This window comes from Solibacillus sp. FSL H8-0523 (genome assembly GCF_038051985.1).
In the GTDB taxonomy this organism is placed as follows: Bacteria; Bacillota; Bacilli; order Bacillales_A; family Planococcaceae; genus Solibacillus.
Window position 1 is genome coordinate 689952 of the sequence record NZ_CP150291.1, and the last position, 17788, is coordinate 707739.

Here is a 17788-nt window from a genome sequence, read left to right on the forward strand (position 1 = left end):
GCTTTTTGGTTGCATATTGTATGAAAAAGGATGTGCAGCATGGATGGGCAGCCGCTACTTTATATTGCGAGTCCAAAGTTTATAAAGCAAGTGATTGAACAAGAGGAGAGTACATCGATTTTTGTACCTACCGCTGTTGAAAAAACAACAAATGCGTTAGTAAAAAAACAATTAAGTTATTTTTCGAAACCGTTGAAAGAGCCGCGCATGCTCTTATTTTTAATGAATGATGGTGAGCGTATTTATGCATCAATTGACCGCTTGCAGGCAAATGAAGTACTACTCAATTGTTTTCATAATAAGCGTTGGATTAAAGCGTCGGATATTGTCATGATTCAGCATACAATGTAAAGAGGAGCCAAAGTTACTGGCTCCTTTTTTTATCTTTATTTTAATTACAAATGCCAAGGTCTACGTCGTCAATACACTGCACGGCGCAGAAGCAATCCAAGTTAACTGTTACACAGCTATCTGATGCGACAAATCGTGTCACACGACAAACATCGCGGAAGGAAATTGCTGTCCCGTCATTATTTAATAAGTCGACTGTACGACCGTTGTCATCCTCGGGAACGAGTACACGTAACGTCGCGCAGCAACCATCGAAAATATCTTCAACGCGGAAGTAGATGGATACGCAAGGTGGCTCATCGCTCGTTGAACTAAACGTTGCAAAGAACGGCGAACCATCTTTGTTAAGTAATGTGAACACACGTGTATCAGCTGAAGAGCGCGCTGGGTTGACGATTCCACCAAGAGGCTCTAAGAAACAGTTTGTTGTACATGTCGAACATTCATCCTGCACCGCTGCATTTTGAATTTCTAAAATCGCACGTACCACTTCACAAACGCAGCCATTTGTTGATTGGCCACCTACATTATTATCAGCTCTACCACACCCCATAATTTCACCTCCTTTACGCTGAGCTCTTACTAAAATATGAATTGAAATCTACATGAAACGGGCGAATGCTCACTGTCGTAAAAGTTCCAATAGCCAATTGAATAAATGAATGATGCCGCGGCTATACTTTAAGCAACTTTCGATGCAAGGTGGGCTGTTATGAAAAATAAATGGCTAGTTCTGTTTTTATTACTGCTAGTAGCGGGCTGTAGTGAAAAAGGCCAGGTAGAGACGTATAAGAATACCAATGACGATAAGCTACAAAGCGAAGTCGCACAGCTCTTTAAAGATGATGATCAAATTGAGCAAGCGAATATTTTACTCGTTGAAAATGAAATTTTTGTTGCACTTCAGCTCAAACCATTTACGAAATGGAAAAAGCAAAAAATCGAAGAGAAATGGCAGAAAAAAATTGAAAAGCAATTTAAAGAAAAAGCTGTACTCGTGTCAACTGATTTTAAGTTGTATTGGGAATCATCAAAACTGCTTGAAGAAAAAAGTCAGCAAAAGGTCCAGCAAAAATTGGAGGATTTAAAGAAGCTAGCAAAGGAGGAAACATGACGTGAAAGAGCAACAGTATAATACGTTGAAAGAGCAGTTAACCCCACAAACACCGGTACTCCTTAATGTATTGAAAGCGTTTTTTGTTGGAGGGATTATTTGCGTGGTCGGACAGGCGATTTCGTATTTTTATATGATGTTTTTTGATTTCACCGAAAAAACAGTCGGTAATCCAACCGTTGCCACGATGATTTTCTTAGCGATGCTTGCGACCGGTTTTGGCTTGTATCAAAAGCTTGGTCAATTTGCGGGAGCGGGGAGTGCCGTGCCAGTGACAGGGTTTGGCAACGCGGTTATTTCAGCGGCAATTGAGTATAAATCGGAAGGGCTCGTATTAGGCGTTGGTAGCAACATGTTTAAGCTTGCGGGCTCTGTTATTTTATTTGGTGTTGTATCAGCATTTTTTGTCGCCCTAGTTAAGCTGATTTTAGTATCGATTGGGGTGGTCTCGTGGTAATTGTTTTCCCGTCAAAGCCGTCCATACTTGCTTCAGCTGCTGTTGTTGGTCCGCTAGAAAAGCGTAGTGTTTATCAAACGTACTTCGATAAAATAATGGACGATGAGCGTTTTCACAAACAAACGAATGAAAAAGGGAATGCGGTGCTCATTTCAGAGGCATGCCAGCTCATACTTAAAAAAACGAATTTAAATAACTTGGATATTGATTATTTGTTAGGTGGCGATTTAATTAATCAAATGACGCCAACAAATTTTGCTGCAAAGGAACTAGCGGTCTCATTTATTGGTCTATTTTCTGCTTGTGCAACGTCAGTTTCTTCTATTATTGTTGCGGCATTGTTAACGGAGCTGGGCGCAAGTGATTTTGCAATTGCGGGTGCTTCGAGTCAGCATAATTCAGTTGAACGACAATTTCGATATCCGGTTGATTATGGTGCCCAAAAGCCTGCAACTGCACAGTGGACTGTAACGGGTGCTGGCTTTGTATTGATCGGCAAGCACCAGGAAAAAATGCCAGTCATTGAAGCGGCAACGGTAGGGAAGGTCATCGATTTTGGGGCGACAGATCCATTTCATATGGGTGGCGCGATGGCACCTGCAGCGTTTGATACGATACAGGCACATTTAGAAAAGCGCGGGCAGACCTTGCAAACCTATGATGTAATAATGACTGGGGATTTAGGGAAGATTGGCTTGAAAATTTTACTTGCGATGTTTGCGCAAAGTGGTGTGAAAAAAGAAGATTTAGCGAGATTCCGTGATGCCGGTGCGGAGTTTTTTGGTGAGGATGCATCCTTTTTAGCAGGGGCTAGCGGTGCGGGGTGCTCGGCATCTGTTTATAGCAGCTATATGCTGGAGCAATTTAAAACAGGCCGCTACAAAAAAGTATTGCTTGTTGCAACAGGTGCGTTGTTGTCTCCATTATCGTTTCAGCAAGGACAAACGATTCCATGTACGGCACACGCAGTTGAAATCGGGATGGGGTGATGGGTATCGGGTTTACATTTTTAATTGCATTTGTTGTTGGTGGACTGATTTGTGTCATGGGTCAATTATTAATGGATATTGGAAAGCTAACGCCGGGACATACTTTGTCGATTTTAGTTGTAGTTGGCGCTATTTTAGATGGTTTTAATTTGTATGAGCCGTTAATTGATTTTGCTGGAGCAGGTGCGACGATTCCGATTACGTCGTTTGGTAATTCACTGACACATGGTGCGTTAGCAGAAGCCGAAAAACACGGTTGGATTGGTGTTCTGACGGGGATGTTTGAGGTGACAAGCTCCGGAATTAGCTCAGCCATTTTATTTGGCTTTATCGCAGCCCTTATTTTTAAGCCAAAAGGAAAAGTCTAGACGATTACCCCTCTTTCTTATTCTAGTGTGCATACACTAAAAAATAGAAGGGGGGTATTTTGAATGTCGGGATACGGCGGCTGGCAGCAAGACTATAACTATGAATCTCCTGGGTATGGCGGCAATAATAGTGGTACCTTTGTATTAATTGTCGTGCTCTTTATTTTATTAATCATTGTGGGTAGTGTGTTTATTTAAAGAGGGGGCAAACAATAATGGAAGGGTCTTTTTCAAAACGAATTGAGAAAAAAACAGGTGTGAATTTTGATGAAATTATGGCGCTTGCGAATGCGTTAACACATGCAAATTTTGCAGATGAAAAGCAGGTGCGTAAAATTGTGAAAAAGGTAAGTCGACTTGCGAATAAGCCGATTACAAAAGAGCTGGAAGATAACATTGTAAATTCTATTGTACAAGACGGCCAATCACTAGACTTTACGAAGATAGAGAAAATGATGAAGTAAAAAAACCCCTGCTGAGTACATGCTTAGCAGGGGTTTGTGTGTTAAAGTTCTTTTTCCATGGCGCGGTGTGGGATGTCGGCGTCCATGAATTCTGGAGACGTTACGACATAGTCTAGCTTTTCATAAAACGGCACAGCATAGCTTTGCGCGTTTAGTTTTAATGTTTTGAAGTCGATGCTTTTTGCGTATTGCTCCACTGTTTTCATGATTAATACGCCAAGACGTTTTCCACGGTAGGAACTAAGTACGCAAACACGCTCCACTTTGCCGATTTTCGGCTCAATTTCACGTAGACGTGCTGTTGCGATTGTATCTTCACCGTCATTGACGATAAAATGAATCGCAGTGGCATCATGTTCGTCTAGCTCTAAACTAAGCGGTACGCCTTGTTCTTTAACGAAAACTTCTTTACGTAGCGCAAATGCACGCTCGCGGTCTTCGTCAGTTGTCACTAATTTTACGTCAAACACGTGTTACTCAGCTCCAGTCAATTTGTAGGTATCATAGGTTGTCCATGAGCCGTCTTCAAGTTGATATAGTAAATGAATGCGATCGATGATGTCCTTTTCATCTACGCCAAACATACGCAGTTGACTGAAGATATCATCGTGCTCTGAGTCATTAATCTTTTGTGCGATGGTAATATGCGGTGAGAACACAAACTTAGGTGCACCATATTTAATGTTTTCTTGAAGGGACTTATGCACACTTTCTAATTGAGGTGTAGGCTCTACACGGAAAAAGATGGTGTTGGTTGTTGGATAAAATGAACTAATTCGAGAAGCATGAATTTGTAACGGTGCAAAGCGAGTCGAAATGTCTTCTAATGCTTTAGAAATCTCGCTAATTTGTGATTCATCCGCATCAAAGGCATCTTTTAACGTAATGTGCGGTGTAATTAATGCGTAATGCGGGTCATAGCGTTTTCGATAAGTGTTTGCTAAATCTTGTATTTTTTTCGATGGAAAAGCAACAATACCATATTTCAAATTCATTACCCCCTAAAATATTTACCAAATGTCATTTTATTATAACAGAAAATTATGTGAATAAAAATTTCCCGCTCCGTTAATTATCCGAAAATTTCAACGAGCGCCCGCTTCAAATCAGGCTTCCAATACGTCCATGTATGGTTACCATCGAATTCTTCGTAAAACGTATCAATCCCTAATTCCAAAAACAGTTGATGCAACGCACGATTCGGTGTCAAAAAGTCTTTCACGGATTTGTCCTTTAAGATTACTTCTTTTTCACGTAGGCCAATAATATGGTAAAGCGATAGCATATCTAAATTTTTTGCTTCGCGAACCGTGTTAAGAACATGTTCGTCAATAAAAGGTGATTGTAAAATGGCTTTACCAAAAATATTCGGGTAATGAATAGCGGTCATAAGAGAAATTGTTGCAGCCATTGAGTCTCCGATGAGCGCGCGACCGCCACCCATTTGCGCGGTTGAAAATTCTTCATCTAAATAAGGAACTAATTCATGAGCTAAAAAGCGCATGTAGGCTTCGAATTGATCGCCTGTTGGGATATACTTACGTTTACGATCCGCATAGTCTTTGTAAGGGACGCCAACGATGATCATATTTTCAATAATATAATCATCAATTAACTGGTCAGCTAAGCGCGGGATTCCGCCAAGCTGAAAGTAATCCTTACCGTCCGATGCAATTAAAATGTTATATGCATATAGTGGGGAATAGTTGGCTGGAATATAGATTAACAATTCTAATTCCTCGTTTAATGCATTACTAAAAAAAGCAACGTCTTTTACTGTGCCTTTTTCCAAAACAGTCACTCCTGTCATCCTTTTGTCATCAAAATTGTATCATAAAGAAAAATAAAGTTGTAATATAGAGAGAGCTGGATAGAAGTACGCTAAATTTATTTTGAAGTGAGGAAGTTACTATGCATAACAAAAGAATTCGAGTGCACTCTGATGAAGTGACGAAAGCAACGCATGATGCGTTATTACGCCGCCATGTAGAAATTCAAGATATTGCAGAAATCGTCTATACAATGCAATCACCTTATAACGAAGGGTTAACGATTGAGCACTGTATTTATTCGGTAGAACGCGTCTTAAATAAGCGTGAAGTGCAACATGCCGTATTAGTCGGTATTGAATTAGATGAACTAGCAGAAAAGAAAATGCTATCACCAACATTACAAAAAATTATTGAGTCTGATGAGGGCTTATTTGGGGTAGATGAAACATTAGCGCTAGGTTCTGTATTTACTTACGGAAGTATTGCGGTAACGACGTTCGGTCATTTAGATAAGCAAAAGATTGGGATTATCGAAAAGCTGGATACAAAAGCAGGCGAATCAGTTAATACGTTTTTAGATGATCTAGTTGGTAGCATCGCGGCGTGTGCAGCTTCACGTTTAGCACATCGTATGCGTGACTTAGAAGAAGATGGCGAGACATTTGCCGCAATCCCACCAGAAGCACTAGGACCGAAACCAAAATCGAACAAAGAGATGTAGAAAGGGATTTAACATGAAATTAAGCGATATTAAAACGCTCATTACGAGTGGTACGATTATTTTAGCTGTTGGCTTGTATTTAATTTTCAGTAATACAATGGACGATGGCAAAGACACCGTTGAGCAATCGATACCGATTACGCAAGAACAGCAAACTGGGGAAACGACGGAATACGTAATCACACCTCAATATGCTATGGATCAAACAGGTAAGTCATTAATCGATGTGAAGTTTTTAAATGCTAATGATGGCGACACGTTCAACATTGAAATGAATGGTAAAAAAGAGCGTGTTCGTTTATTAATGATTGATACACCTGAAATGAACTACAATAAAGGTGAACCGATGCCATATGCGGAAGCAGCAATGGAACGTACGACAGAGCTGTTAAAAAATGCAACGTCAGTACAGTTAGTATTCGACAAAGGACCTGAAACAGATAACTATGATCGTTTATTAACTTATGCATTTGTTGATGGTGTGAGCTTACATGAAATTTTAGTAAGTGAAGGCTTAGCTGCTGTGCGTTATGTAAATAAACCGAACGATACACTTGCAGATGATTTACGTGATATCGAACAGCAAGCAAAAAATCAAAAGCTAAATATTTGGGCACATGAAAACTATTTACAACGCGATGGTTTCCATCCGGAAGAAGTTAATAAGTAAGCGAGGGCGTGCTACGATGCTGTAGTACGCTTTTCTGATTTAAATCAAGCGTGAAATCCAACAAATTCATGAACCTTCCACAATAGATGTGAAATTTTTATGGAAAGTGAGAACGTTGTCATTTGAGAAACGGCGCGATTTATGGCATGCTAATTAGGGCAATGAGAAATGTTCTCTATTGGACAATTGGCAATCTGATAATAAGGGAGGAGAAATTGACTTGAGAAAATATTTCTTAACAGTAATAACAATGGTTTTCATGCTAGCGTTTATGGCACCAGTACAATCGAATGCAGCAATTGCAGATGGTACATACTCGATTAACTATCAAGTAAATAAACCGGGGAGCAACTCGGCTTCAATGGCTAATGATTATTTTTCAAAGCCGGCGAAATTGATTGTAAATAATGGTAAAATGACGATGCAGCTAACAATAAAAAATAGCGCATGGGTAACACAGTTTAATCCACCAGGTGGCGCGAAAGTAATTTCAGCAAATGAAGGTGCGGATCAACGTGTCGTTCAATTTTCGGTAGCAAATGCAAATCTCATTACAATTGCGATGAAAATTGATATTGATGATATCGATTACCACCATGCATATAGTGTAGATTTTGTGTTTGATAGCTCAGGCTTGCCAGAAGCAAAAGTCGAGGAACCAAAACAAGAAACGCAACAGCCAGTTAAACCGGCTGCACCTACAGAAGCGCCAAAAACATCGTCAGGAAGTAATACTTCTTCACATACACCAGCAACAACAGAACCGAAAGAATCAACAACTGAATCATCAAAGCCTGTAGATAGTGCAGAAAAAGCTAAAGGCGAAGTGGCAAAAGAAGAAGCAACGACGTCGGAAGAAGTTGTAGCGGACACAGTGCAAGATGAGCAGGCTGAGGTTGTAGAAAATCCAGAGACGAGCGATGAGTTACCGTTACTTGCGGCACTTTTATTCATCGTAGCGGCGATCGTATTCGTTCGCACAAAACAGACAAAAACAAATAGTTAATACAGGAGGAAAATGACAATGGCTAAGAAATCTCAAGCAACAAAAGCGGTGTTAGCTTCATTATTAGCAACATCAGCAATCGTACCAGCAATCGCAGTTAACGCAGAAGTAGGTGGCGAAACAACTCGCACAACTGAAGCAGTAACAACTTCGGCAGCCGTAGTTAAGACAATTGATTTTAAGGTAGAAGCAGCGCAAGGTTCAGAATCTTTACAACGCTTTATCCCAACATCAGGTGAATTAGTTGAGCGTAATGGTCAACAGTTTATTCAATTAGAATTATCTGAATCGGTGCTTGGTATGGTAAATAGTATTACTGTTGGTGGTCAACCAGCATTGCACGAATATGGTGGAAATAAAGTGATTTATATCCCTATAGCGACTAACTATGCACCTGTAGAAGTTTCTTTAAATATGACAATTCCATTTGTAGGAAAAGATCCTGTAGACTACAAAGCAACATTAACTCCATATAAAGAAACAATTAAAGAAGTTACAGCTGAAACAAAACCTGCTGAAGAAAAGCCAGCAGTAGAAGAAAAAATCTTCGCAGAAGGTAACACGTATGAGTTTGTAGCAAATGGTAAGTACGCTGTGAAATGGGACGCTTACAAAGAAAAAGTGGGCAACTACAAAGCGATTACAAATCATTTCGCTCCAGATGCAAAGTTACTAGTTAGAAACGGTAAATACTTTGTGCAATTAACAGTTACAGAAGGTTCTAAAGATATGGTTGCAGCACTAAAAATTGGTGGTAAAGAAGCAACTGAAAAAGATGGCGTTTACACAGTTGAAATCGCATCAATTAGTGATTTACAAGAAGCGGCAGTACATGTAGTCGTAGCTTCTGCAAACATGGATAAATGGTATGAATTCAATTTCGCACTTGAAACAGCTGATTTAGAATTACCTACAGCCCCAGTTAGAAAGTCTGTAACATCATATAAAGATGGTACGCAAGAATTATCAATTATGCACAATAAATATTTAGATGACGAAGTAACAGTTACAGCTACTGAGGGTGGCTATGATTTAGAATTGACATTCCCAGAAGGTCAACATTTATTAGACTTCACGGTTGAAGGTGCGACAGTAGCACTTAAATCAGAAAAAGAAGTTGGCAAAAATACAGTTAAAATCTACACAGTTTCAGTAGATGACTTAGAAAAAATGTATACAGCTACTGCAGATTTAAAAGTAATTGTTGGCGGTCAAGTACTATATGAAACAGCACATGACTTCCAAATGAAATTATCTAAATTAGTAGCACCATTCTCTGATATTACTAACGATAATCATAAAGAATTTATTGAAACTTTATATGAAGAAGGTATCTTCAAAGAAGCAGATAAATTCAATCCAAAAGATACATTAAAACGTTACCAATTTGCGTTAATGCTTAACCGTGCATTAGATTTAGACGTACCAGCAACAACAAACTTCACAGATATCGCGAAGTTAGATCAAGAAACACAAGATGCAGTTAAAGCATTAAATGCATACGGTATTATTAACGGTACTTCTGCAACTACATTTGGCGCTGGCGATGGCATCAAACGTCAACATGCGGCACTAATGATTTACCGTGTATTAGAGAAAAACGGCTATAAAGCTACAGGCGTTACATCAAACTTCACAGACTTACCAAAAGATGCCGAAGCTGTAAAAGCAATTAACGAATTAAACAACTTAGGTATCATGACTGGTTATAACGGTCAAGTAACACCAAATGCTGTATTAACACGCTCTCAAATGGCTAAAATCGTAAATAACACATTAAACGTGTTATTAGAATTAAAATAATATGTTTAGAAGTGCAGGACTCCCGTGGGTACGGGAGTCACTGCCTTTTTTCAAGATAACGGGTACAATGAATAAGACATTAAATTGAGGTAAAATTCCATCTAACATTTATGAAATTTTACTTCAGTTTAATCAACGAGGGGGAAATAACGTGAAAAAGTGGGTATTAGGCTTAGCGCTTAGCATCGGCCTATTAGCAGCTTGTGGCGACGATGAAACAACGCAGGTCGAAGAGCCAAAAACAAACGAAACAGCAGGCGCACAAACAGCTGTTGAGGAAGAGTACCGTATTATTGCAGGTACCGTTGTGTTAGCACAAATTTTAGATAAATTAAATTTAGACGCCGTGGCGGTACCCGATACCGTAAAAGAATTACCAGCACGTTTTGACGGGCTACCAAATATCGGTAATGCTATGGATCCAGATGCTGAAATTATTAAATCGCTGAACCCAACAGAAGTCTTGTCGGTTTCAACGTTGGAATACGATTTAAAAACAAAGTTTGAGCAATTAAAAATTCCGGTCGATTTCGTTGATTTATCAGGAATTGAAGCAATGATGGCTGAAATTACCGAACTGGGTGAGCGCTACAACCGTGTAGAGGAAGCAAAAGCGTTAAACGCGGAGCTTCAAGCAGAAATGGATGCCGTTGAAATTGCATCAACAGGTAAAGAAAAGCCGCGCGTACTGATTTTACTTGGTGTACCAGGTAGTTATTTAGTAGCAACCGAAAATTCTTATGCAGGTGACTTAGTCCGTTTAGCTGGAGGCGAAAACGTGATGGCGGGGCAGGATGCAGAATATTTACCGTCAAATACGGAGTACTTATATGAATCGAACCCAGACATTATTTTACGTTTGGCACACGGGATGCCGGACGAGGTTATTAAAATGTTTGACGAAGAATTCGTAACAAACGACGTATGGAAACATTTTAATGCGGTAAAGAATGGTAATGTATACGACTTAGAAGAAGAGCTATTTGGCACAACGGCAGCACTTAACGTACCAGATGCATTAAATGAACTAGTCGGAATTTTTTATAAGTAACTAATCGCCTCTCGCTCCTAATGGGGTGAGAGGTGTTTTTTTAATAAAGGGATAAAGGGTGTTTGCTGTGACAAAAAAGATAGTTAGCTATGTAACGGTTGTACTTTTACTACTTGTTACGATTATATATGCAGCGACGACCGGAAGTATTAAAATGTCGTTTGTTGAATTTATTACGAATTTTTTTAATGCCGACAATGCCAATATGGCTGCAATCAAAGATTTACGTTTCCCACGGATCATCGTAGCAATTTTTGCGGGGGCAGCGCTGTCTGTTGCAGGTGTGTTACTACAAGCGATTATGCGTAACCCGTTAGCAGATGCGGGGTTTATCGGAATTTCTGCAGGTGCAGCGTTTACGAAATTATTTATTGTGAGCTTTGTGCCTACGTTATTTTTCTTCACGCCTATTGCAGCCTTTATCGGGGGGGCACTAGCTTGTTTCTTCGTCTTCTTACTCTCATGGAAATCCGGCTTAAATCCGCTAAAATTAATTTTAGTCGGGATCGCTATTAACGCCATGTTCTCAGGACTTACAGAAGCAATGATTAGCTTTGGTGCATCTTCAACAGGTGCGATTACGTCAAACTTATCATTAAAAACGTGGGATGATGTGTCACTAATCGTCACGTACGGCTCCATTGGGTTGATTTTAGCATTTATCTTATATGTATGGTGTAACGTGTTAGTACTATCAGACAAAACAGCAAAAAGTGTTGGTTTTAACGTGACGATTTCTCGTGTGATTATTGCAGCGGTTGCGGTATTACTAGCGGCATCTTCTGTTGTAGTAGCGGGGGTTATTTCGTTCGTTGGTATTTTAGTCCCACATATTGCGCGTCGTTTAGTCGGCTATGATCATAAGGTGTTGATTCCTTTTACAGCACTTTTAGGCGCATTTATTATATTATTAGCAGATACGCTAGGACGTACGCTGTTTCATCCGATGGAAATCCCAGCATCTACCATTATGGCCATTATCGGTGGACCATTCTTAATATTCCTACTTAGAAAAGAGTGACAAAAAACATGGAAATTAAACAAGTAGTTGTTTCATATGATGGCACGACGAAACATTTAAATGGCGTGTCGACGCAGTTTCCAAAAGGCAAAGTAACAACAATTATTGGACCAAACGGCTGCGGTAAATCAACGTTACTTGGCGTCATGTCACGTAATAATAAACCGCTCGATGGACAAGCGATGTTAGAAAATCGCGATTTAGTGGAATATAAGCCAAAGGAATTCGCGAAAAAATTTGCGATTGTTTATCAGCAAAATGATATTCCGCAAGATTTAACGGTTGAAAAGCTGGTCATGTATGGCCGCATGCCGTATTCTTCGTTGTTTCAAAAGAAATCAGCAGAAGACGAAGAAGCGGTAACATGGGCCCTTCAATGTACAAATCTAGTTGGAAAACGCGAGAAGGATTTATCGGCGTTGTCAGGTGGCGAACGCCAACGGGTATGGATTGCGATGGCATTAGCACAAAAATCAGAAATGCTGTGTCTAGATGAACCAACAACGTATTTAGATATATATTATCAGCTAGAGCTGTTAGAGCTTGTAAAGCAGTTAAATGAAGAGCACGGTTTAACGATTGTCATGGTGCTACATGATATAAACCAGGCCATTCGTTATAGCGACCATATTATTTTAATGAAATCAGGCAATGTCGTGGCAGAAGGTGCACCGCGTGAGGTCATTACAAAAGAAGTCATTAAGGACGTATACGGGGTGAATTCTGTGTTCCATGAGGACGAAGAATTAGGCTTGTATATGCTGCCAGTAAGCATTTAAGATGCGTAACATTATTCGAGCATTAAGTGTTATTGTCATGATGGCTTGTGCGTTTATCCTTGTACAATATGTGATAAGCTACAAAAAGGTCGAAAACGATTTACAGCAAGCACAGCAAACCGAACTTGAACAATTGCAGCAGCAAAACGATCAAATTATTGGCTGGCTGTCACTTGAAGGGACGCGTCTCGATAATCCAGTACTACAAGCCGATAATAATGACTATTATTTATCGCATAATTACTTGGACGAAAAGAGTCGCGGGGGTAGCATTTTTGTAGATTACCGCAATCAAGCATTACAGGACAAGCATACGATTTTTTATGGACATGTATTGCGCAATGGTACGATGTTTGGAGAGTTAGCGAATTTTGCTGAACAAAGCTATGCGGAAGATCATCTAGTGTTTTATTTTGAATTTGCTGGAAAGCACTATGCACTTCAAGTATTTGCAGCCTATGAAACAACGACCGACCACTATTACATTGAAACACAATTTACAGACGAAACGTTTACACAATTTATACAAAATATTCAATCACGCTCGGTTATTTCGATGCCGATAGACGTGACGGTACAAGACAAAATCGTAACGTTTTCAACTTGTACGACTTCAACAAACGACAAGGAACGCTTTGTTGTTCATGCAAAAGTTGTTGAACAAGAACACTAAGAGGTGAAAGATATGAAATACAATAAATTAATCGTCGCATTACTTGCAACGTCAGTGTTAACAGCATGCGGGACGAAAGAAGAAGCAGTAGAAGAACAGCCAGTGGAGCAACAAGAAGAGCAACAAACAATTAATGTAAGTGCAGAAGCGGAAAGCTTTAAGCAGTTTACGAAAGAACAAATGGCTGATTTTGTAGCGGATACGGAGCTACTTGCTAAATACGTAAACGAGGGGAATGTAGAAGGTGCACAAAAATTATTCCCACTTGTAACGATGTACTACGAGCGCATGCAGCCATTAACAGCGAACTTTGGTGAATTAGACCAGGCGATTAACGGAGCCGTTGAAGAAGGTAAGGAAGAGGAAGCAACAGGCTTTAACCGTTTAGCGCAGGGGCTATTCACATTGAAAAATTCATCAGGCTTTGATGTCGTTGTCGATCAATTAGTGACAGATGTTAAAACGTTAGAGCAAGAACTAAACAGCTTAGACGTATCACAAAACAATGTGTTAGCATCTGCTGTTTTGATGCTTGAACAAACGACACAGCGCCTAGCTAAAACAAGCCCAGCAAATAATGAAGTGTACGCAGTAAAGGCACAAAATGAAGCCGTACAAAAAATTATTGGTATCTTTACGTCACGAGTAGAGCCAGAAACGGCAAAAACAGCAACAGAAAAAGCAGCAATATTAGACGAGGCTGTCGCTTATTATGAGGTTGGAAAAGAAGATTACGTCAACTATAGTTTCTTTACAAATAAGCAAAAAGAAGAATTAACAAAAGCAGTTACGGATGTAAAAGATGCGTTACAGCAAATGAATGATACGTTGAAATAAAACCATTGACCTTCGGATATGGTCCTACCAATCCCAAACCCTGCCGCTAGCGCAGCGAAAAAATATTATAAAAAAGGCTCGCATTGGAATTAATCGTTCCATGCGAGCCTTTTTAGGTTTACTGTGAAATGCTAATACCTTGTGTTTTAGTGTCGTAATTTACTTTGGCATTTAAACCATCTGCGACAACACGTAATGGTACGAAGGTTGTCCCATTTTTCACGATTGGTGCTGCTTCTAGTGATACGTTTTTGCCGTTAATTGAGCCCGATTTCGACCCAATTGTTAACATGATTGAAGACGTCCCTTTTTTGATTGTAATGCGCTTTGTAGAAGCATTGTAATCAACCTTACTGTTTAAGTTCTCACTGATGAAACGAATCGGAACTAGTGTGCGGCCGCCTGTTGAATAAGGTGCTACTGAAAGCTCAGAAATACCATCAGCTGTGAACGCCGCTTTGTCGTTCATAAATAACTGTAATTGCCCCGGTTGTAAATTGCCGACTGCACCAGCTTTTTTGAAGTTGACTGTTTTTGTTGTTGCAACTTTATTTTTTGAATCATAAACCGTTACTTTTAATTTATTGCTTGCTTGTAAAGAAGAGGTAGCTATTGATAAATCATAGGGGAACGCAGTTGATTGGCCAACTGTTTTACCATTTAATTCATAAACGACTTTTGAGACATATGGGTCATATGTTTTTACGTAGGTCGCAAGATTTAAATTACCTGCTGTACGTACAGTTGCGTTGTTTAAATTGATTGTCCCTTTACCTGATTTTGACGAAGAGACAAATTCCCCGTTAACAACAGTTGATAAGAAGTAATCTTGCTTAACGATTTCTTTATAGGTCTCAAGAATCTTACTGTTTGCTGTTAGGCTGAAATTGTTTAAACGGCGACCTTCTGATACGTAACGAGATGTTAGTGTATCTACGCTAAACCAGTGTACTGATTTAACACGTGGGTACTTTAAACGTAAGCCTTCGTAGAAAAGGCGCATTTTCGCTTGGCCAAATTGTGTTTGGTCTTTGCGTGTGCCGTTAGTGGCTTCCGAGAAGTGGCTTGCGCCAAATTCAGAAATCATCATGGGCTTTGTAGGATATTTGTTGTAAACCGTATCAAGGAATGTAAGTGGATTTACATTCTCTGTGTTTAATGAAACATTCCCGTTGTTAAAAGGGTTTGAATAAATGCTCATTCCAAGCCAGTCAACTGAAGCATTTCCTGGGTAGTAATCATGAACTTTTTCGGCAGGCATGCTGTTTGGTGACCATACCATCGCGACATTTGGTGCGTTGTCGTGCATGACTTTCGCAACTAATTGGAATTTTTGTTTGTATAATGTAGGATTACCGTTCCATGGAACCCATGTACCATTCATTTCTGATGCATAGCGTAAGAAAACGGGAATACCGCTTGCCTTTGCATCTTGAGCAAATTGTTTTAAATAAGCATCATTTTGCACGGAGTTTAAGCCTTCATGTGGTTCGAATGCAAGCTGTAATGCACCACCAGCCGCTTTTACTTGTTCTGCGACTGCTTTTGGAAATTCAGTGCCGTATTTATGGTAAACAAAATACGTGCTGTGCTGTTTTCCGACTAAGTTATTGAAGTCCGTATATTTGTTTGGGTATTTATTACTTGCACCTTCATAACGTGTATCTTGTGCAATGTAAGCACCGAAGTAAGCACCACTAGCAGGCTCGTATTTTGCTAGATTACCAGCGTTTACTTTGTCCACCTCGAAATGAACTTCTACTTCACTGTTTAAGTTGTCGGCCTTTTGTTTTGTTGCTAGATACGTTTGTGTATCACCTAGGCGTTGGTGAAGGGCTGCCTCTGCGTAAAGTGTTGTTGCAGCGTTTTGTTGTTGACCTAGCATTTCGTAGCAATTCGCTAAGCTACGATATGTACTTGCTTTTTTAGCAATTGTAATCGCTTTTTGATATTGTGGAATTGCTAATTCGCATTTTCCTGCCTTTTGATAATCCATCCCGGCTTTAACATGCTTCCAATCCGAAGCACTAGCTGTTTGAAGAGGAATTAACGAAAAGCTTAGGGCAAAAATAAGGGTATAAATTACTTTCTTCATGATGTTACCTCCTAATCATTAAATATACATTTTTAGGTGAAATGATATCCTAATTATATTAGAGGAATCCTTCATGTAAGTAAAACCAATTTCGTAAACTAACAAATTATTGTTTGGAATGGTGGCGATTTGGGAATCATATAGTGATAGAGTGCCATAAGGAATTCTAAATTACAAAAAAGGTGGTAGAAAAGATGTCAAAGTGGTCAGTGGATACATCGCATTCTAGTATTAGTTTCCAAGTAAAGCATATGATGGTCTCAAAGGTAAAAGGGACATACGATCAATTTTCAATTACGGTCGATTCAGAAAGCATAGAAGATTTAACAACAGCTACAATTTCGATTGATATTGATGTCGCAACCATAAACACCAAAAACGAAGACCGAGACAATCATTTAAAATCAGCAGATTTCTTTGATGTGGAAAAATACCCATCAATTAAATTCCAATCGACAAGCATTACAAAATCAGGCGATCATTATAAAATTACCGGTGACTTAACGATTAAAGACATGACAAAGCCCGTGACGTTTGATGTCGAATATAACGGCAAAGGGACAAATCCTTGGGGTGTTGAAGTATACGGCTTCGAAGGGGAAACGAAAATCGACCGTGAAGAATTCGGCCTGATATGGAACACAGCACTTGAAACGGGTGGGGTCCTAGTTGGTAAAGATGTAAAAATTGCCATCGAAATAGAAGTAAACCCAGCATAATGATTTTTTTGCCTAAAGCGTATTGCTTTGCGTCATGAACTAGCAGTAAGCAATTGCATGACAATAAAAAAGGATCTGTCCTAGAATTACATCTTGGGCAGATCCTTATTTGTGTTTATCGTACATTGCCATGCTTCCAATAGCTAGCTGCAGCAGTTGGTAAATTCTGATACGAGTGCTCGTCGATGGATTGAACAGTTTTGGCATCAAATGTTAAAGTGAGGGCTTCTGTGTTTTTACTACGGACATTCATAAACCATTTTAATGTCACGTCGTTCACACGCTCAACTTTCTTAATTTCTTTCAACAAATTATAGCTATCTTTTAATAATGTATCCTCATCAATAAATTCAGAAGCTTGCAGTGAAATTTCAATATTTTGCACATCGTCAACAACATCAATTTCCATGTTGAGCATGATGTTTTCAATAAATTGTTGTAAGACGATTTGAGCGATTGCGTTCATGGTTTCAATCTTTAATTGCTCTGGTGGGACGGCTTTTGATTGTTCGATTTTTTGTGGGTCTGTCGTTTCGTTACTTTTTATCATAAATTGTACAGAGACAACACCAACAAAAAGGATTAATGCAACAAACATGATTTTTAAAAGTTTTTTCAAATACGGGTGCCTCCTTTTTAATTTTAGAATAGGTACATTCTATTTTTGTACTTTCGCACATATTATTATGCCATAAATCAATAATAAAAAGGACCGTCAATTGTGACAGTCCCTAAAATGTTAAGTATTTGATTCTTCGCCGGTTGGAAGTGTTGCCGCATATTCGTTGAAGTATAAAAATGATTCGTCCTCTAATTGTTGGATCTTTTGTTCGTTTAAGCCGATTGATAAAGGGCCTGAAAAAATTTCGCCCCACCAAGTTTCAGTTATCATCATTGT

Annotated in this window: 24 protein-coding genes; 17 read left to right on the forward strand and 7 right to left on the reverse strand. The window is 39.3% G+C overall.

Annotation, left to right across the window (positions count from 1 at the left end; translation table 11 throughout):
• Positions 1-39 precede the first annotated feature (39 nt).
• A complete protein-coding gene (locus NSQ62_RS03145) occupies positions 40-351 on the forward strand; it encodes a 4-diphosphocytidyl-2C-methyl-D-erythritol kinase (protein WP_341322474.1) in 312 nt (103 codons plus the stop codon).
• A gap of 40 nt (positions 352-391) precedes the next feature.
• On the opposite strand, the gene NSQ62_RS03150 is transcribed toward NSQ62_RS03145, so the two are convergent.
• Positions 392-904 (reverse strand): CotY/CotZ family spore coat protein, encoded by a 513-nt coding sequence (locus NSQ62_RS03150; protein ID WP_341322475.1) that lies wholly within the window; start codon positions 902-904, stop codon positions 392-394.
• A gap of 159 nt (positions 905-1063) precedes the next feature.
• On the opposite strand from NSQ62_RS03150, the gene NSQ62_RS03155 reads away from it, so the two are divergent.
• From NSQ62_RS03155 to NSQ62_RS03180, 6 genes are all read left to right on the forward strand, one after another.
• On the forward strand, positions 1064-1465 hold the full coding sequence (locus NSQ62_RS03155; RefSeq protein ID WP_341322476.1) for a YhcN/YlaJ family sporulation lipoprotein: 402 nt from the start codon (positions 1064-1066) through the stop codon (positions 1463-1465).
• Position 1466: 1 nt separating this feature from the next.
• Positions 1467-1922 (forward strand): stage V sporulation protein AC, encoded by a 456-nt coding sequence (gene spoVAC / locus NSQ62_RS03160; RefSeq protein WP_341322477.1) that lies wholly within the window; start codon positions 1467-1469, stop codon positions 1920-1922.
• On the forward strand, positions 1916-2911 hold the full coding sequence (locus NSQ62_RS03165) for a stage V sporulation protein AD (protein WP_341322478.1): 996 nt from the start codon (positions 1916-1918) through the stop codon (positions 2909-2911). Before spoVAC ends, NSQ62_RS03165 begins: the two co-directional genes overlap by 7 nt.
• Positions 2911-3279, forward strand: a complete 369-nt coding sequence (spoVAE, locus tag NSQ62_RS03170) for a stage V sporulation protein AE (protein ID WP_341322479.1) — start codon at positions 2911-2913, stop codon at positions 3277-3279. The genes NSQ62_RS03165 and spoVAE overlap by 1 nt, the downstream gene beginning before the upstream one ends.
• Positions 3280-3342: 63 nt before the next feature.
• The gene (locus NSQ62_RS03175; protein ID WP_341322480.1) at positions 3343-3477 is read left to right on the forward strand and encodes a YjcZ family sporulation protein; all 135 of its coding nucleotides are present in this window, start codon (positions 3343-3345) and stop codon (positions 3475-3477) included.
• 17 nt (positions 3478-3494) lie between these two features.
• On the forward strand, positions 3495-3743 hold the full coding sequence (locus NSQ62_RS03180; RefSeq protein WP_341322481.1) for a stage VI sporulation protein F: 249 nt from the start codon (positions 3495-3497) through the stop codon (positions 3741-3743).
• A 41-nt stretch (positions 3744-3784) separates the two neighbouring features.
• On the opposite strand, the gene NSQ62_RS03185 is transcribed toward NSQ62_RS03180, so the two are convergent.
• The 3 genes from NSQ62_RS03185 to NSQ62_RS03195 all read right to left on the reverse strand — a co-directional run bounded on the left by NSQ62_RS03185 (position 3785) and on the right by NSQ62_RS03195 (position 5535).
• Positions 3785-4213, reverse strand: coding sequence for a GNAT family N-acetyltransferase (locus NSQ62_RS03185; protein WP_341322482.1), 429 nt, complete (start codon positions 4211-4213; stop codon positions 3785-3787).
• Between the two features lie 3 nt (positions 4214-4216).
• A complete protein-coding gene (locus NSQ62_RS03190) occupies positions 4217-4732 on the reverse strand; it encodes a YjcG family protein (protein ID WP_341322483.1) in 516 nt (171 codons plus the stop codon).
• Between the two features lie 83 nt (positions 4733-4815).
• Complete coding sequence (locus NSQ62_RS03195) at positions 4816-5535, reverse strand: alpha/beta hydrolase-fold protein (protein ID WP_341322484.1); 720 nt, start codon at positions 5533-5535, stop codon at positions 4816-4818.
• A 119-nt stretch (positions 5536-5654) separates the two neighbouring features.
• Here NSQ62_RS03195 and NSQ62_RS03200 point away from each other — a divergent pair, with 119 nt between their 5' ends.
• The 9 genes from NSQ62_RS03200 to NSQ62_RS03240 all read left to right on the forward strand — a co-directional run bounded on the left by NSQ62_RS03200 (position 5655) and on the right by NSQ62_RS03240 (position 14076).
• Complete coding sequence (locus NSQ62_RS03200; RefSeq protein ID WP_341322485.1) at positions 5655-6236, forward strand: phosphatidylglycerophosphatase A; 582 nt, start codon at positions 5655-5657, stop codon at positions 6234-6236.
• 13 nt (positions 6237-6249) lie between these two features.
• Positions 6250-6906, forward strand: coding sequence for a thermonuclease family protein (locus NSQ62_RS03205; protein ID WP_341322486.1), 657 nt, complete (start codon positions 6250-6252; stop codon positions 6904-6906).
• Between the two features lie 220 nt (positions 6907-7126).
• Positions 7127-7912 (forward strand): heme uptake protein IsdC, encoded by a 786-nt coding sequence (isdC, locus tag NSQ62_RS03210; RefSeq protein ID WP_341322487.1) that lies wholly within the window; start codon positions 7127-7129, stop codon positions 7910-7912.
• An 18-nt stretch (positions 7913-7930) separates the two neighbouring features.
• The gene (locus NSQ62_RS03215) at positions 7931-9715 is read left to right on the forward strand and encodes an S-layer homology domain-containing protein (protein WP_341322488.1); all 1785 of its coding nucleotides are present in this window, start codon (positions 7931-7933) and stop codon (positions 9713-9715) included.
• Between the two features lie 151 nt (positions 9716-9866).
• Entirely contained in the window at positions 9867-10766 is a 900-nt protein-coding gene (gene isdE / locus NSQ62_RS03220) for a heme ABC transporter substrate-binding protein IsdE (RefSeq protein WP_341322489.1), read from the forward strand.
• A gap of 67 nt (positions 10767-10833) precedes the next feature.
• On the forward strand, positions 10834-11787 hold the full coding sequence (locus NSQ62_RS03225; protein WP_341322490.1) for an iron chelate uptake ABC transporter family permease subunit: 954 nt from the start codon (positions 10834-10836) through the stop codon (positions 11785-11787).
• A gap of 8 nt (positions 11788-11795) precedes the next feature.
• On the forward strand, positions 11796-12566 hold the full coding sequence (locus NSQ62_RS03230) for an ABC transporter ATP-binding protein (protein WP_341322491.1): 771 nt from the start codon (positions 11796-11798) through the stop codon (positions 12564-12566).
• A gap of 1 nt (position 12567) precedes the next feature.
• Entirely contained in the window at positions 12568-13239 is a 672-nt protein-coding gene (gene srtB / locus NSQ62_RS03235; protein ID WP_341322492.1) for a class B sortase, read from the forward strand.
• A 12-nt stretch (positions 13240-13251) separates the two neighbouring features.
• A complete protein-coding gene (locus NSQ62_RS03240) occupies positions 13252-14076 on the forward strand; it encodes an EfeM/EfeO family lipoprotein (protein WP_341322493.1) in 825 nt (274 codons plus the stop codon).
• 118 nt (positions 14077-14194) lie between these two features.
• Here the strand turns inward: NSQ62_RS03240 and NSQ62_RS03245 are convergent, their stop codons facing one another.
• Entirely contained in the window at positions 14195-16171 is a 1977-nt protein-coding gene (locus NSQ62_RS03245) for a stalk domain-containing protein (protein WP_341322494.1), read from the reverse strand.
• A 194-nt stretch (positions 16172-16365) separates the two neighbouring features.
• On the opposite strand from NSQ62_RS03245, the gene NSQ62_RS03250 reads away from it, so the two are divergent.
• Positions 16366-16890, forward strand: a complete 525-nt coding sequence (locus NSQ62_RS03250) for a YceI family protein (protein ID WP_341322495.1) — start codon at positions 16366-16368, stop codon at positions 16888-16890.
• 115 nt (positions 16891-17005) lie between these two features.
• Here NSQ62_RS03250 and NSQ62_RS03255 read toward each other — a convergent pair whose 3' ends face one another.
• Positions 17006-17509 (reverse strand): hypothetical protein, encoded by a 504-nt coding sequence (locus NSQ62_RS03255; protein WP_341322496.1) that lies wholly within the window; start codon positions 17507-17509, stop codon positions 17006-17008.
• 120 nt (positions 17510-17629) lie between these two features.
• Positions 17630-17785: a hypothetical protein gene (locus NSQ62_RS03260; protein ID WP_341322497.1), complete on the reverse strand. Its 156-nt coding sequence runs from the start codon at positions 17783-17785 to the stop codon at positions 17630-17632.
• Positions 17786-17788 lie beyond the last annotated feature (3 nt).